The 14126-nt window shown below is 69.9% G+C and carries 12 protein-coding genes and 2 tRNA genes; 11 read left to right on the top strand and 3 right to left on the bottom strand.

The genetic code is table 11. The features are described from left to right. The first annotated feature begins 74 nt into the window (after positions 1-74). Positions 75-839: a hypothetical protein gene (locus tag ACWCP8_RS17560; protein WP_451116749.1), complete on the top strand. Its 765-nt coding sequence runs from the start codon at positions 75-77 to the stop codon at positions 837-839. After that, positions 830-903: transfer RNA gene (locus ACWCP8_RS17555), tRNA-Lys, on the top strand. Before ACWCP8_RS17560 ends, ACWCP8_RS17555 begins: the two co-directional genes overlap by 10 nt. A gap of 62 nt (positions 904-965) precedes the next feature. Here ACWCP8_RS17555 and ACWCP8_RS17550 read toward each other — a convergent pair. Next, positions 966-2180: a M6 family metalloprotease domain-containing protein gene (locus tag ACWCP8_RS17550; RefSeq protein ID WP_451116747.1), complete on the bottom strand. Its 1215-nt coding sequence runs from the start codon at positions 2178-2180 to the stop codon at positions 966-968. 435 nt (positions 2181-2615) lie between these two features. Between ACWCP8_RS17550 and ACWCP8_RS17545 the strand changes: the two genes are divergently transcribed. Further along, a complete protein-coding gene (locus ACWCP8_RS17545; RefSeq protein WP_451116745.1) occupies positions 2616-4562 on the top strand; it encodes a putative bifunctional diguanylate cyclase/phosphodiesterase in 1947 nt (648 codons plus the stop codon). 121 nt (positions 4563-4683) lie between these two features. On the opposite strand, the gene ACWCP8_RS17540 is transcribed toward ACWCP8_RS17545, so the two are convergent. Beyond that, the gene (locus tag ACWCP8_RS17540) at positions 4684-5757 is read right to left on the bottom strand and encodes an LLM class flavin-dependent oxidoreductase (RefSeq protein ID WP_355994167.1); all 1074 of its coding nucleotides are present in this window, start codon (positions 5755-5757) and stop codon (positions 4684-4686) included. Between the two features lie 103 nt (positions 5758-5860). Next, entirely contained in the window at positions 5861-6604 is a 744-nt protein-coding gene (locus ACWCP8_RS17535; protein ID WP_451116743.1) for a maleate cis-trans isomerase family protein, read from the bottom strand. A gap of 163 nt (positions 6605-6767) precedes the next feature. On the opposite strand from ACWCP8_RS17535, the gene ACWCP8_RS17530 reads away from it, so the two are divergent. The 8 genes from ACWCP8_RS17530 to ACWCP8_RS17495 all read left to right on the top strand — a co-directional run bounded on the left by ACWCP8_RS17530 (position 6768) and on the right by ACWCP8_RS17495 (position 14044). Further along, positions 6768-7727 carry a D-2-hydroxyacid dehydrogenase gene (locus tag ACWCP8_RS17530; protein WP_352262454.1) on the top strand — a complete coding sequence of 320 codons (960 nt, stop codon included), beginning with the start codon at positions 6768-6770 and terminating at the stop codon, positions 7725-7727. A gap of 256 nt (positions 7728-7983) precedes the next feature. After that, positions 7984-8886, top strand: a complete 903-nt coding sequence (gene ehuB, locus ACWCP8_RS17525; RefSeq protein ID WP_451116741.1) for an ectoine/hydroxyectoine ABC transporter substrate-binding protein EhuB — start codon at positions 7984-7986, stop codon at positions 8884-8886. A 19-nt stretch (positions 8887-8905) separates the two neighbouring features. Then, complete coding sequence (ehuC, locus tag ACWCP8_RS17520) at positions 8906-9646, top strand: ectoine/hydroxyectoine ABC transporter permease subunit EhuC (RefSeq protein ID WP_355994155.1); 741 nt, start codon at positions 8906-8908, stop codon at positions 9644-9646. Beyond that, positions 9643-10284, top strand: a complete 642-nt coding sequence (gene ehuD, locus ACWCP8_RS17515; protein ID WP_355994153.1) for an ectoine/hydroxyectoine ABC transporter permease subunit EhuD — start codon at positions 9643-9645, stop codon at positions 10282-10284. Before ehuC ends, ehuD begins: the two co-directional genes overlap by 4 nt. Beyond that, a complete protein-coding gene (gene ehuA / locus ACWCP8_RS17510; protein WP_451116738.1) occupies positions 10274-11125 on the top strand; it encodes an ectoine/hydroxyectoine ABC transporter ATP-binding protein EhuA in 852 nt (283 codons plus the stop codon). Before ehuD ends, ehuA begins: the two co-directional genes overlap by 11 nt. A 185-nt stretch (positions 11126-11310) precedes the next feature. Continuing rightward, positions 11311-12069, top strand: coding sequence for an IclR family transcriptional regulator (locus ACWCP8_RS17505; protein WP_451116736.1), 759 nt, complete (start codon positions 11311-11313; stop codon positions 12067-12069). A 256-nt stretch (positions 12070-12325) separates the two neighbouring features. Then, positions 12326-12399: transfer RNA gene (locus tag ACWCP8_RS17500), tRNA-Lys, on the top strand. A 133-nt stretch (positions 12400-12532) separates the two neighbouring features. After that, positions 12533-14044, top strand: a complete 1512-nt coding sequence (locus tag ACWCP8_RS17495) for an MFS transporter (RefSeq protein WP_451116734.1) — start codon at positions 12533-12535, stop codon at positions 14042-14044. Positions 14045-14126: the final 82 nt, after the last annotated feature.

Here is a 14126-nt window from a genome sequence, read left to right as displayed (position 1 = left end):
CTCCCCCCACCACCCTGTCCCGATTTCCGGCAACTCTTGGAATCCGGACCGTCACTCCCGGTAGACCAATGCACATGAGTGCATGGCTGCCAGACCAATCGACCCTGTACCCCGGCACCGGGTCCCAGCACAGCGTCGACATCTTCGCCGCCCTGCGGGACCAGACCGGGGACCGGACCGGAACCCAGGCCGGATCCCAGCCCGGGAATCAAGCCCGGCATCAGACCGCGCAGGTCACCGCGGCGGGCGCCGCCTGGCTCGTCGGCGCCACGGCCTATCCGCGCTCCACGCTCGCCCAGTGGCAGGCCCGCCCCGGCTCCCCCGGTGTGCTGCCGTGCGGCTCCACGTTCGACGTGGTCAATGTGCCCGCGCTCTTCGGGCGGCGCATGCTGGAGCACCTGTGGGCCGACGGGCCCGGCTCGGGGCCGGTCGCCTCACACCGCGGGCGGGTGCTGCTGTTCGCCGCTCCCGGTACCGCCCAGCGGCTGCCGTCGCTGCTCGACTGGGAGGAGTGGGGCAGCCGCCCCGAGCCGGCGACGGAACACGACCCGCAGGCGCCCGGACGGCCGGACGACCAGGAGAACAGGTTCCCGCCGCTGCTCTGTCACGGCACCGGCGACGCGGTGACCGTCCCGCCTCTGGCCTGCGGTTCCACCGCACCCGGGCCCCGGTGGGTGGTCGCCCCCGACACCCGTAACCCATGGCTTCCGGGCCCCGACGTACTGCTCTGGGCCTGTGTACGCGTGACCCGCTCGGCGCCCGCGTCGACGGCCCGGATTTCGATTTTTCCTCCCGCCGATCAGGATGCTAAGGTCTACGACGTCAGCAGGCGCCGCTAGCTCAGTTGGTTAGAGCAGCTGACTCTTAATCAGCGGGTCCGGGGTTCGAGTCCCTGGCGGCGCACAGACGGAAGAAGCCCCCCGCGCAAGCGGGGGGCTTCTTCGTTTCACCGCCGGACCGGTTGCTCACGTGCCGGTGGTGATCCTGACCGTCCACGCACCCGACGGCGTCCGGTCCGCGACCTCGACCCTGGTGTGCTCACCGGGAATGGTGTACGTCTCCCCGACCCGCAGCGGGGCGTCCGCGAGCGGCGGGTAGACCGACAGGTCCCAGCAGGCGTCGGTGTGGGGGTGCGTGTCGATGACCTGGATGGGCCCGCCGCCGGACGACGTCCCGTTGCGGACCCGGTAGATCAGCACCCCTTCGCTGCAGGTCGTCCGGTCGTTACCAGTGGCGCTGCGGGCCTCCATCGCCACCACGCCGCCCACCCCGGTCCTGATCACCGCGAGCCGAGTCCCGAGAGACGCACCACGCGCCGGGACGGCGGCCATCGACTCCAGGGTGATGTCCTGCTTGCGCTGGATGCACGCCACCTGCCCGCGGTCCAGCCAGCCCAGCTTCCACTTCTGCCAGCCGAACAGATCCGGCGCAAGGCCGAACTGGCTGCCCATCACGTCCCAGTCACCGACGTACGTGTCCCAGTCGCCCTTGCCGTCCGTCGGCCGGTGGTAGAGGTCCGGCAGGTCGAAGACGTGCCCGGTCTCGTGGGCCAGCACGTTCCGGTCCGGCGGGTGCTGTTCGAAAACGGTGACAACACGTCTGATGTCCGTGCCGTCGGCGTGCAGCGGCCGGTCGAAGTTGACGACCTTGGTGGCATCGGAGTCGACGCCGGGGGCGTCCGGGTCGGCGACCAGATAGACGATGTCGTACTTCGAGAAGTCGACCTGGTCGTCGGCTACGGCAATCGCGTCACGCAGATACTCGCTGCGCCGGTCGTCGTCCCAGTCACGCTTTATCCCGTACGCGGTGGAGCTCCGGGGCATCCGGATCCAATGGAGCTGCGGGTGCGGGCGCAGGGTGAACTTCCCGTACGAGGCGCGCTGGAAGAACTGGGTGGTGGCGGGGAAGTAGTCGGCGGCCAGCTCGGCGGGGGTGGTGACGGGGCGGGCGTCCGGGAAGGAGAGGAAGATCATGACCGCGTCGAGCGCGTGGTCCGGGCGCGGGTAGGCGTCGTTCCAGTCACCCACTCCCAGCGAGTGGTGCACATCGGTCCGGGGCAGGGCGCACGGACCGGCCGCACCGGTGACGGCCACGGCCGGACCCGCGACAAGAGAGATGGCGGCGAGCGCCAGGAGCGCGATCAGCCCTGCCAGCACGCCACGCGGACTCGGCCTCTCCACTCCCGCGAGTCTGCGCTTACGCGGCACATCGACCTCCGGGTGCGGGATGCGGGACTCGCAATCCAGCCTGTGCCGGTTTGGTGGTATACGCCCTGTTGTGCTGCCCCACTCGGGTACACAGGCCGCCACCCGGTGCCTTTTCACGGACAGTCATAATCGATCACCGCAACCGCACGAGACGGACCCAAGATCGACTGGAGAGAACAGAGCTACGCAGAAACAATCAGTCCTGGGCAAACCGGATCGGCGCGCGAATGGTCCATGCGGGGCGATCCGCGGGCCCGGAAGGGGCCGGGAGCTGGAACGGGCCGGACGACAACCTCTATGCTTCACCACGCTTTCCTGCGTGGTTTCCGCCCCGACAACGGCACTCCACGCGGCGGGCCCAGTACGACCACATCTGTTCAGGACAGAACTGCACGGCGGGAGCGAGCGGTGAGCGAAACCTCCGAAGGGCCGAGGCCCCCGGCAGGCGCAGCGCCCCCTACCGCGCGACCGCCGGTCACGGAGCGTCATACGGATCCCGCGTCGGCGCGGGCCGGAAACGGGACCGCGGACGGGACCGCGGACAGAGCCGGAGACGGCCTCGCAGGCGGAACCGCTGACGGCACCGGTGGGTCCGAGCCGGACGGCCGCGGCGCCGACTACCGGGCCGTCTTCCGGGCCGCCACCCTTCCGATGGCCGTCGTCGACCACGAAGGGCTGATCCTCACCGCCAACGACGCCCTCGGCGCACTGCTCGGCGCCGACCCCATGGCGCTGACGGCGCAGTCCGCGTCCGATCTGCTCGACGTCTCGTCGGACGGTCGCACCTGGCATGCGTACCGCGAGGTGCTGCGTGGCCGGCGCTCCCGGTTCCGCTGCACGCGCAGGCTCAAACACCCCGACGGGCGCTCGTTGTGGGCCGAGATCACTGTCGCGCCGATGCCGCAGACGCCACCCGGTTCCTCCCCCGGTTCCTGTCCCGTACTGCTCTCCGTCGCCGACATCAGCGACCGGCGCGAGCTGCAGAAGCGGCTGCGCCACCTTCAGATGCACGACCCGGTGACCCGGCTGCCCAACCGGATGCTGTTCTTCGAACGCCTCTCGGCCGCCCTGGAGACTCCGCCGGACCAGGACGGTCCCCGGCGGCACGGCCGGATCGGGCTCTGCTACCTCGACCTGGACGGGTTCAAGGCCGTCAACGACACGATGGGCCACCGGATCGGCGACCGGCTGCTCGCCGCCGTCGCCGCCAGACTCACCGACTGCGCCGAACAGGAGAACCAGCACCGCACCGGCGCCTCACTCGTGGCGCGCCTCGGCGGCGACGAGTTCGCGATCCTCGTCGAGGAGTCCGCCGGTACGCAGCAGCTCACCGATCTCGCCCGCGCGGTGCTCACCGCCCTGCAGAGGCCGTTCGACCTGGCCGGGCAGCGGCTGGCCGTATCGGCGTCGATCGGCGTGGTGGAGCGGGCCGTGGCCGGTACCTCGGCGACCGGTCTGATGCAGGCCGCCGACACCACGCTGTACTGGGCGAAGGCGGACGGGAAAGCCCGTTGGACACTCTTCGACCCCGAGCGCAACGCTCACCGGATGACGCGGCAGGCACTCTCGTCCACGCTGCGGCCCGCTGTCGAGCGCGGCGAGTTCACCATCGAGTACCAGCCGCTGGTCGGGATGGCCGACGGGGTCGTACGCGGGGTGGAGGCCCTGGTCCGCTGGAACCACCCACAGTTCGGCATGCTCTCGCCGAATCGGTTCGTCGCGATCGCCGAGGAGGACGGCTCGATCGTCCAGCTCGGCCGGTGGGTGCTGCAGTCGGCGTGCCGCCAGGCCCGGCGCTGGCAGCTGGACCATCCGACCGAACCGCCGCTGTTCATCAGCGTCAATGTCGCCGTACGGCAGGTCTGGGACTCGGACCTGGTGACCGATGTCGCGGAGATCCTCGCCGAGACCGGCCTGGCACCCGGACTGCTGCAGCTCGAGCTGACCGAGTCCGCAGTGATGGGCTCGGCGGGCCGCCCGCTGGAGGCGCTCCAGGCGCTCAGCGACATGGGCGTCCGGATCGCCATCGACGACTTCGGGACCGGCTACTCGAACCTCGCCTATCTGAGCCGGCTGCCGGTGTCCGTACTGAAGCTGGACGGCTCGTTCGTACGCGGCTTCCGTTACGACGACGGCGCGCACCCCAGCCCCGCCGACGAGACGATCGTCGAGGCGATGGTGCAGCTGGCGCACCGGCTGGGGCTGACGGTCACCGCGGAGTGCGTGGAGACCGCGGGCCAGGCGGAGCGACTGCGCCGGATCGGCTGCGACACCGGCCAGGGCTGGCTCTACTCACGAGCGGTGGCCCCGGAACGCATCGCGGAACTGATCGGCACCAGGCCGCTGCAACGCTGAGCGGCCTGCGACCAACCCAACCCCGCCCGGCAAAATCAAGCCCGCCCGGCGATTGAGGGCAATCTTTCAGCCCGTCCGGCGCTTGAGGACAGAACGGCCAGGCGGACGAACCCGCACAACCTCAGCCGCGCAGCCCATATGCATCCGCGATCAGCTCATAACTCCGCACCCGCGCCCCACCCCCATGCGCATTGGCAGTGATCATCAACTCATCCGCACCGGTCCGCTTGGCCAGGTCGTCCAGCCCGGAACGGACCTCGTCCGCCGTTCCGTGGATGACATTGCCGAGCCAGCTGTCGACGAACTCGCGCTCCATGGGGGTGAAGGCGTACGCCTCCGCCTCCTCGGGGGTCGGGATCAGACCGGGCCGGCCGGTGCGCAGGCGGACCATCGACAGCGCGCCGGTCAGCACCTGGCGCCGGGCCTCGCGCTCCTCGTCGGCGGCCAGCGCCGAGACGCCGATCAGCGCGTACGGGGCGTCGAGCACTGCGGAAGGCTTGAACGACTCCCGGTACAGGTCGAGCGCCGGAATCGTGTTCTGCGCCGAGAAGTGGTGGGCGAAGGCGAACGGCAGGCCGAGGACGCCGGCCAGCCTCGCGCTGAAGCCGGAGGAGCCGAGCAGCCAGATCGGCGGGCGGCCGGTGGGGCCCTGCACCGGGCCCGGGACCGCGTGGATGCGGGCGTACGGGTGACCGTCGGGGAAGTCGTCGTCCAGGAACCGGGTCAGCTCGGCGAGCTGCTGCGGGAAGTCGTCGGCGCCCTCGTTCAGCCGCTCGGTGCGGCGCAGGGCGGCGGCGGTCGCGCCGTCCGTGCCGGGCGCGCGGCCGAGGCCCAGGTCGATACGGCCGGGAGCCATCGCCTCCAGGGTGCCGAACTGTTCGGCGATGACGAGCGGGGCGTGGTTGGGCAGCATCACCCCGCCGGAGCCGAGCCGGAGCCGCTCGGTGTGCGCGGCGAGATGGGCGAGGATCACGGCCGGGGACGACGAGGCGACGCCGGGCATGGAGTGGTGTTCGGCGACCCAGAGGCGGTGGAAGCCGCGGCGTTCGGCCAGTTGCGCGATGTCCACGCTGGTGCGGAGCGCCTGGGTCGCGGTGCGGCCCTGGCCCACGCTCACCAGGTCGAGCACCGAGAGCGGCACGGGGGCCGTTCCCTCGGCCCGGCCGCGAATGTCGTCGCCTCGGTTCTTGTCCACGTGAAGGCCTCTCCGGTGATGCGCTGGCGTTCGGACGCGTACGTCCGGGGTGGCTAACAGGAGGTTGTCTCCGCTTATTCCCCGGCCGGTCGCTCCGGGCCGGTCACGCCCCCACGGGGGCCGGTGGCGCTTCCCGGGTGGCGAAGAGCGTGCCCAGCTGCGGCGCCCAGGTACGGCGGCGGGCCAGTCGCAGCGCCTCGAACACCGTCACCTGGTTCGCGGTGAGAACCGGCTTCGCAAGGAGTTCTTCCAGGTCCCGGATGTGCGCGGCGGTGTGCAGGGCGGTGTCCGGCAGCAGCACGGCGTCCGCGTCCGGGCGGTCCGCGGCGACGGCGAGCTCCTTCAGCCGGTCCGGACCCCACACGGCGGCCTCGGCTGCCGAGGTGACGCCGCCGCTGTGTGTGGCGATCACGTCGATGCCCGCGGCGCCCAGGAACTCGCTGAAGAGCCGGGCGATCTCTTCGGGGTAGGTCGCGGCGACCGCGACGCGGGCGGCGCCCAGCGCCCGTACCGCCTGGACGAAGCCGAGCGACGCGCTGGAGGCGGGCAGTCCCGCCGCCCGGGCCAGGGCGGTGGTCTGCCCATGGGCGCCCTCCCAGCCGTACACGAAGCTCCCGCCGGTGCTGGCCCAGACCACCGACTCGACGCCGGCGCGCCGCAGCTCCTCGATACCGGCGGCGAGGCGTTCGGGCTCTCCCAGCTTTCGCAGGGTGTCGGGGCGCCGGTCGTCCTCGCCGGGTTCGGTGCGGTTCACGACCAACCTGATGGTGGTGTCGAGGATGACCTCCATCCGTGGGAACTCGTCCTCCGCGAAGTGGCCCGGGTAGAGGAATCCGACGGTCGTCATGTCCACCCTCCTGCACTGCTGGACCGGTGTACTGCCGCTACTGCCCCTCTCTGCCCAGTATTCCCCTCGGCAGCCGTCGCCCACCTTCCCGTTGACGGAGCCGGGCCGGGGTGCGAGCGTGGTCAATCCGCACATCTCAGACACAGCGGAGCCACCGTCTCTCATGCCAGAGCCCACCCTGCTCGTCCTGGACACCGACCCTTCGCCCCGTCTCGGCCGGCTGACCGGACGGGTCCGGATCCTGTACACGGACGAGGCCGGCCTCGCCGGGCAACTGCCGCACGCCGATGCTCTGCTGGTGTGGGACTTCACCTCCGACGCGGTACGGGCCGCCTGGCCGGGCGACGGGCCGCGGCCCCGCTGGGTGCATACGGCGAGCGCGGGCGTGGACCGGCTGCTCTGCCCGGAGCTGGCCGCATCCGACACCGTGCTGACCAATGCGCGGGGTGTTTTCGAGCTACCGATCGCCGAGTATGTGCTGGGCCTGGTGCTGGCGTTCGCCAAGGACGTTCCCGGCACGCTGGAGCTGCAGCGGCTGCGGCGGTGGCGTCACCGTGAATCGCAGCAGGTCGCGGGCGCCCGCGCGGTGGTGGTCGGGGCCGGGCCGATCGGCCGGGAGATCACCCGGCTGCTGATGGCGCTGGGGGTCCAGGTGGCGCTCGTCGGGCGTACCGCGCGCCGCAGTATCCATGGCGCCGAGGATCTGGACCGGCTGGCGGCGCTCGCCGACTGGGTGATCTGCGCGGCGCCGCTGACGGAGCGCACGCGCGGGATGTTCGACGCGCGATTCTTCGGGCTGATGCAGCCGTCGGCCCGCTTCATCAACGTCGGGCGCGGGCCGCTGGTCGTCGAGGAGGACCTGGCCGACGCGCTGCGCAGACGGTGGATCGCGGGCGCGGCGCTCGATGTGTTCGCGCACGAGCCGCTGGATCCGGGGAGCGCGCTGTGGGACGTACCGGGGCTGATCGTGTCCCCGCACATGAGCGGCGACACCGTCGGCTGGCGGGACCGGCTGGGTGAGCAGTTCGTGGAGATGTACGAACTCTGGGCGGCCGGGAAGCCCTTGCCGAACGTGGTCGACAAACAGCTCGGGTACGTACCCGCCCGGGACCGGAGTGAGTGACCCCAACCGGTCGAGCTCGATGACCACTTCGTCCACCCATGACGGACATCGCCACATGACGGTGGGTCATGGGCCCTTCCAGCCCGGGGAATACGCGCTGCGCACCGGCCGTCGCGCTCCGCCCACATGGAGGCACGGGATGGTCACGCCCAGGTCACCGTTCGATTACATGCGGCCTCTTCCTGCATAGCTGCACGGGATCGGGCAGGCGCTGAACCTGTCCGGACTGTTCGACCCCTCCAGGAGACTGCGAACCATGGCTGACTTCCCGAACCTGTCCCGTCGGGGCTTCCTCAACCGATCGGCGGCCGTAGGTGGTCTGCTCGTCGTGCCCGGTCTGCTCTCCGCGTGCAGCAAGACCGATGCCGGTTCCGCGGACGGTGCGGGGGCGCTCGAGGCTCTCCGCAAGCAGGGGTTCGTCCGGGTCGCGTACGCCAATGAGGCCCCGTACGGCTACCTGGAGGGCAAGCAGCTCAAGGGCGAGGCACCCACCCTGCATCGGGAGATATTCAAGGCGCTCGGCGTCGACGAACTGAAGCCCACCCTCTCCGAGTGGGATGGCCTGATCCCCGGGCTGCAGGCGGGCAAGTACGACGTGGTCAGTGCCGGCATGGCGATCACGCCCGAGCGCTGCGCCAACGCCATCTTCTCCGAGCCCGAGTTCATCTCGCCCACCGCGCTGATGGTGAAGAAGGGCAACCCGAAGAAGGTCACCGACCTGGCATCGGCGAAGGCCGCCGGGGTCGTCGTCGGTGTGATGTCGGGCGCCGTCGAGGCTTCGTACGCCGAGGGGGCCGGCATCCCCAAGGACAGGATCAAGTCGCTGCAGAAGCCGCAGGACGGCGCCGACGCGGTCAAGGGCGGCCGGATCGACGCGTTCCTGCTCACCGGGATCTCGCTGCGCTGGCTGGCGAAGACCAACCCCGGCATCGAGGTCACCGAGCCCTTCCTGCCCGAGCTCGACGGCAAGCGGCAGTACAGCCCCGGCGGCGCCGTCTTCCGCAAGGGCAACGAGGATCTGCGGGACGCCTTCAACCGCGAGCTGAAGAAGATCGTCTCGGACAGGTCGCGCTATGTCAGCCTGCTCCAGGAGTACGGCTTCGGAGCCACCGAGCTGCCACCGACAACCCTGAAGACGGCCGATCTGTGCAAGGGCTGACAGGGACGGACCCCACCGCATGAGTGATTTCTTCTCCGCCTTCTTCGACGATCTGCCGCAGCTGCGCTCGGGGCTGTGGGTGACCCTCCAGGCGACCGTCCTGGGAGCACTGCTCGCCCTGCTCCTGTCCTTCGTCCTCGGTCTGATGTCGGTCAGCCGGCTGATGGTGACGCGCGGAGTGTCGCGCGTGGTCGTGGAGTTCTTCCGCGGCACGTCGCTCTACATCCAGCTGTTCTGGCTCTACTACGCGATGCCGCCGCTGACGGGGTACGAACTGACGCCGCTGCTCTGTGGCGTCGTCGCCTTCGGCCTCAACTACGGCGCGTACGGCTCCGAGGTGGTGCGCGGTGCGATCAGCTCCGTACCCCGTGCCCAGTACGAGGCGGCCGTCGCGCTGAACATGACGCCGCTGTACCGGATGCGGAAGGTGATCATTCCGCAGGCCTGGGTGCAGATGATCCCGTCCTTCACCAATCTGCTGATCCAGCTGCTGAAGTGCACCCCGCTGCTGTGGCTGATCTCCGCGGCCGACCTGATGACCGTGATCCAGCAGCTGCGCGACCGAACCGGTGAGACGCTCACCGCGTACCTGACCCTGCTGGTCGCCTACTTCGTCCTGGCCTACGCGCTGACTCTGCTGATGAATCTGCTGGAGCGGAGCGCCAAGCGACGGCTGGGTCTGCCGACCGGTGCGGGCTCGCTGCTGCGCAGCCGCAGCGCCACCGAGACCGTCGCCTCTGCGGCCGGAGGTGCCCGGTGAACGGCTTCGACTGGAACGCCGCCCGGGACGCGCTTCCCCTGGTGCTCGAAGGTTTCCGGGTCACGCTGCTCGCGACCGTGCTCGGCACGCTCGTCGCCGCGGTCCTCGGGCTCGCCATCGCGGTCGCCGGACGGGCCCCGAGCAGGTTCGTGACCGTGCCGGTACGGGTCGTGATGGAATTCATCCGGTCCACCCCGCTGCTCGTCCAACTGGTCGGTGCGGCCGCCCTGTTCACCTCGGTGGAGCCGCTGACGGTCGGCATTGTGGTGCTGGGCGTCCACTACGCCGCGTACACCTCCGAGGTGTACCGCGCCGGGATCGACGGTGTGCCGAAGGGCCAGTGGGAGGCCTGCCGGGCGCTCTCGCTCACCCCGCGTCGGACCTGGCAGGCCGTGATCCTGCCGCAGGCGGTGCGCAATGTGCTGCCCGCCCTCGGCAACTACGCGATCTCGATGTTCAAGGAGACCCCGTTCCTCGCCGTGATCACGGTGCAGGAAATGGTCTTCGAGGCCCGTAAGTACGGCGCCGACCACTTCGCCTACACCGAGGCATTCACGCTCGCCGGACTGGTCTTCCTGGTCGCGAGCTACCCCACCTCGCTGCTGATGAGAAAGCTGGAGAAGCGCCTTGGCCACTGAACCTCTCCCCCCGCAGAAGGCTGCGGCCGCGGCCCCCGTGGACATCGTCCCGGTCCCTGCCACGTCGCAGACCGGCCATCCGCTGGTCCGCTTCGACAACGTCGTGAAGCGGTACGGCGACCATGTCGTCCTCGACGGGCTGGACTTCTCGGTGCGGCGCGGCGAACACGTCACGCTGATCGGACCCAGCGGCTCGGGCAAGACCACCATCCTGCGGCTGCTGATGACGCTCGAGAAGGTCAGCGACGGAGTGATCTGGGTGGACGGCGACCCGCTGTCCCACGTCAGGACTCCCGACGGCTCGCTGAGGCCGGCGACCGAGAAGCATCTGCGCGAGGCCCGGAGGAAGATCGGCATGGTCTTCCAGCAGTTCAACCTCTTTCCCCATATGAAGGTGCTGCAGAACATCACCGAGGCACCGGTCAGCGTGCTGGGCATGGACCGTGACGAGGCGGAGACCCACGCCCGTGAGCTGCTCGATCTGGTGGGGCTCGCGGAAAAGGTCGACGCACACCCTTCCCAGCTCTCCGGCGGCCAGCAGCAACGGGTGGCGATCGCCCGCGCGCTGGCGATGCAGCCGGAGATCCTGCTCCTGGACGAGGTGACGTCCGCGCTCGACCCGGAGCTGGTGGCGGGCGTGCTGGACCTGCTGGGCGACATCGCGCGAAACACCGACATCACGATGCTCTGCGTGACCCACGAGATGAATTTCGCCCGGGACGTCTCGGAGAAGGTGCTGATGTTCGACGCAGGGCGGGTGGTGGAGGCAGGTTCGCCGGAAAAAATCTTCACCGATCCCGAGCACGAACGTACGCGCGAGTTCCTCGACGCGGTGCTGTGACCTCGCCCGCCACCAGCCGCTAATGGCTTTGGCATATGCCAGACGAGTGCATCCCAGCTGGCAGCGCCGGGGCGCCTCGTCAAGTCGTCAACAGGCCCCCCAGAGAAGCCATTTGGCGGCTATCGTGGTGCGGAAGCTTGCGGTTACAACCTGGTCTTGCGGTCACAACCTGGTAGGGGGAAACCGTGGCGCTGAAGCCCGAACCGACCGCACCGTTCCACTCGGTGCAGTACGCCCTTCGTGTTCTCGAAACGGTCTCCAAGCACGGCAACGGCGTTCTGGACGCCCAGATCGCCCGCGAGACGGGGCTGCCGGCCGGGCATCTCGCCCCGCTGCTGCTGATGCTGCGCCGCGAGGGCTATGTCGAGCAGATCACCGACGGCGCCTATGTGATCGGCGCCTCACTCCTGCTGCTCGGCTCCGGCGCCGGCCGCCGGCAGGCCCTGGAGACGAAGCTCCAGCAGACACTGGACCAGCTGCGCGACTCCGTCGGCGCCGCGGTGTACATCAGCCGGTACGTCGACGGCGAGATCCGGGTCACCCAGTACGCCGACGGTCCGCGCACCCCCGCGGTCAACGAGTGGGTCGACTTCCGGTCCGCCGCGCACGCCAGCGCGATCGGCAAGTGCCTGCTGACCCAGCTCGACCAGAACGGCCGCCGCGACCACATCTCGCGCCACAAGATCGCCCGGCTCACCTCGCGGACCATCACCAGCGAGAAGGTCCTCTTCTCCAAGCTGGACAGCCAGCCGGCGACGGTCCCGGTGCTCGACCTCCAGGAGTACGCGGTGGGGACGGTCTGCGCGGCCGTCCCGCTGACGGCGGGCTCATCGGCCGGCTGCCTGGCACTCTCCCTGCCGGTCGAGGATGCGCACCGGTTGCGCTCGGCAGCGGACACACTGAACCGGCGGGCCGCGCCGGTCCTGCTGTCACTGGCGCTCTAGGGCGCGTTCGGAGGCCGCGAGAAGGCCGTGCCCGCGGGCCGCGGGCACGGCCTTCGGCCTGCCATCGTCGCCGGTATCGTCCGCGCCCACCACGGCGACCTGACCTTGACCCCCGACCCGGGCGGTGGGCTCACCGCCCGCGTGTCACTCCCCAGCCGCCAGGGGCCGTCCGGCCAGGCCGGATGTCCCCGCGGGCCCGTCGCGGGCGCGTGTCATCAGCACCTCTGGGGACCAGGTATTATTTTCGAGTCAGCAGGCGCCGCTAGCTCAGTTGGTTAGAGCAGCTGACTCTTAATCAGCGGGTCCGGGGTTCGAGTCCCTGGCGGCGCACAGACAACGCAGTGGGCGGTCTACGTACGTGTACGTAGACCGCCCACTGCGTTTTTTGCTGCCCGCCGTTCCATACAAACGTGTCACACAGTCGTACTATACACTTGTTTTAAACGCTCGTATATTTCCTGGCATGACGAACGCGACGAGCACCACCACTGATCGCAGTGACCTCGCCGGCCGCAAGGAATGGACCGCCTTCGTGGTCCTCCTCCTCCCCCTCCTCCTTGTCTCGATGGACGTCTCCGTCCTCTTCTTCGCGATCCCGTCCATCGACCGGGACCTCGCCCCGAGCGCCACCCAGCAGCTCTGGATCTTCGATGTGTACGGCTTCGCCCTGTCCGGCCTGCTCATCACGATGGGCTCGCTCGGCGACCGGATCGGCCGCCGCAAGCTGCTGCTCCTCGGGGCGGCCGCCTTCAGCGCCGCGTCCGTCGGCGCGGCATACGCCACCAGCCCCGAGATGCTGATCGCGGCGCGCGCGCTGCTCGGGATCGGCGGAGCGACGCTGATGCCGTCGACGATGGGGCTCGTACGGAACATGTTCCGCAACGAGCAGCAGCGCAGCACCGCGGTCGGCATCTGGTCCGGCGCCATGGCGGGCGGGATCGCACTCGGCTCGGTGCTCAGCGGGTTCATGCTGCAACACTTCTGGTGGGGCTCGGTCTTCCTGATCAACGTGCCGGCGATGGTGCTGCTGCTGGTTCTGGTGCCGGTGCTGGTCCCGGAGTTCAAGGACCCGAACCCGGGCCGGTTCGACCTGTGGAGCGTGCCGCTGTCGATGGGCGCCGTGCTCCCCGTCATCTACGGCGTCAAGGAGAGCGCCGCCCACAGTCTCGACGCGCGCAACGCCCTGCTCATCGCCGTCGGTCTGCTCGTCGGCTGGGCCTTCGTCCGCCGCCAGCGCGTCCGTGACGATGCGATGATCAGCCGGGAGCTGTTCCGCGGGAAGGGCTTCGCCGCCGGAATCGGCCTCAACTCCCTCGCCGCCTTCGCGATGATGGGTTCCGCCTTCTTCACCACCCAGTACCTCCAATCGGTGCTCGGCATGTCCACGATGGAGGCCGCCCTGTGGAGCCTGGCCCCGTCGCTGGCGGTGGGCGCCGCGGCTCCCACGGCCACGGCGATCGCCAGGCGGATCGACCGTACGCAGGTCATCTCCGCCGGATTCGTCATCGCCGCGGCCGGGTTCGCTCTGCTGGCCCTGTCCGATACGGACTCGCTGTGGCTGCTGCTCATCGGCTCGGCCGTGATGAGCTCGGGCATCGTCACCGTCATGGCGCTCGTCTCGGACCTGGCGCTGGCGACCGCCCCGCCGGAGAAGGCCGGTTCGGCCGCGTCACTGCTGGAGACCGGTCAGGAGTTCGGCGGCGCGATGGGCATGGCGCTGCTGGGCGCGGTCGCCACCGCGGTGTACGGAGCGGACCTGCCGGACTCCGCACCGGAAGCCGCCCGCAAGACGCTGCCGGGGGCGCTGGCCACGGGGGACGCGTCGCTGATCTCGGCGGGCGGGGAGGCGTTCGTGCACAGCATGCAGTACGCGTCGGTGGCGGGATCGCTGATTCTGCTGACGGGAGCGGCGCTCGCCGTGGCACTTCTGCGGCGCGGCAGTGGGGCCCGGAAGCAACTGGCCCCGACGCACTGAGGGGCCGTCCACGTCACCGTGTCCGTCCTCGTTCGCCGGACGGGCTCGGGTTTCGAGCCCGTCGAGGGGCCCCTCCCATGCC

Source organism: Streptomyces sp. NPDC002206, from assembly GCF_053593595.1.
The sequence above is the reverse complement of the archived record's forward strand: the minus strand, read 5'-3'. Positions and strand labels throughout refer to the sequence as shown.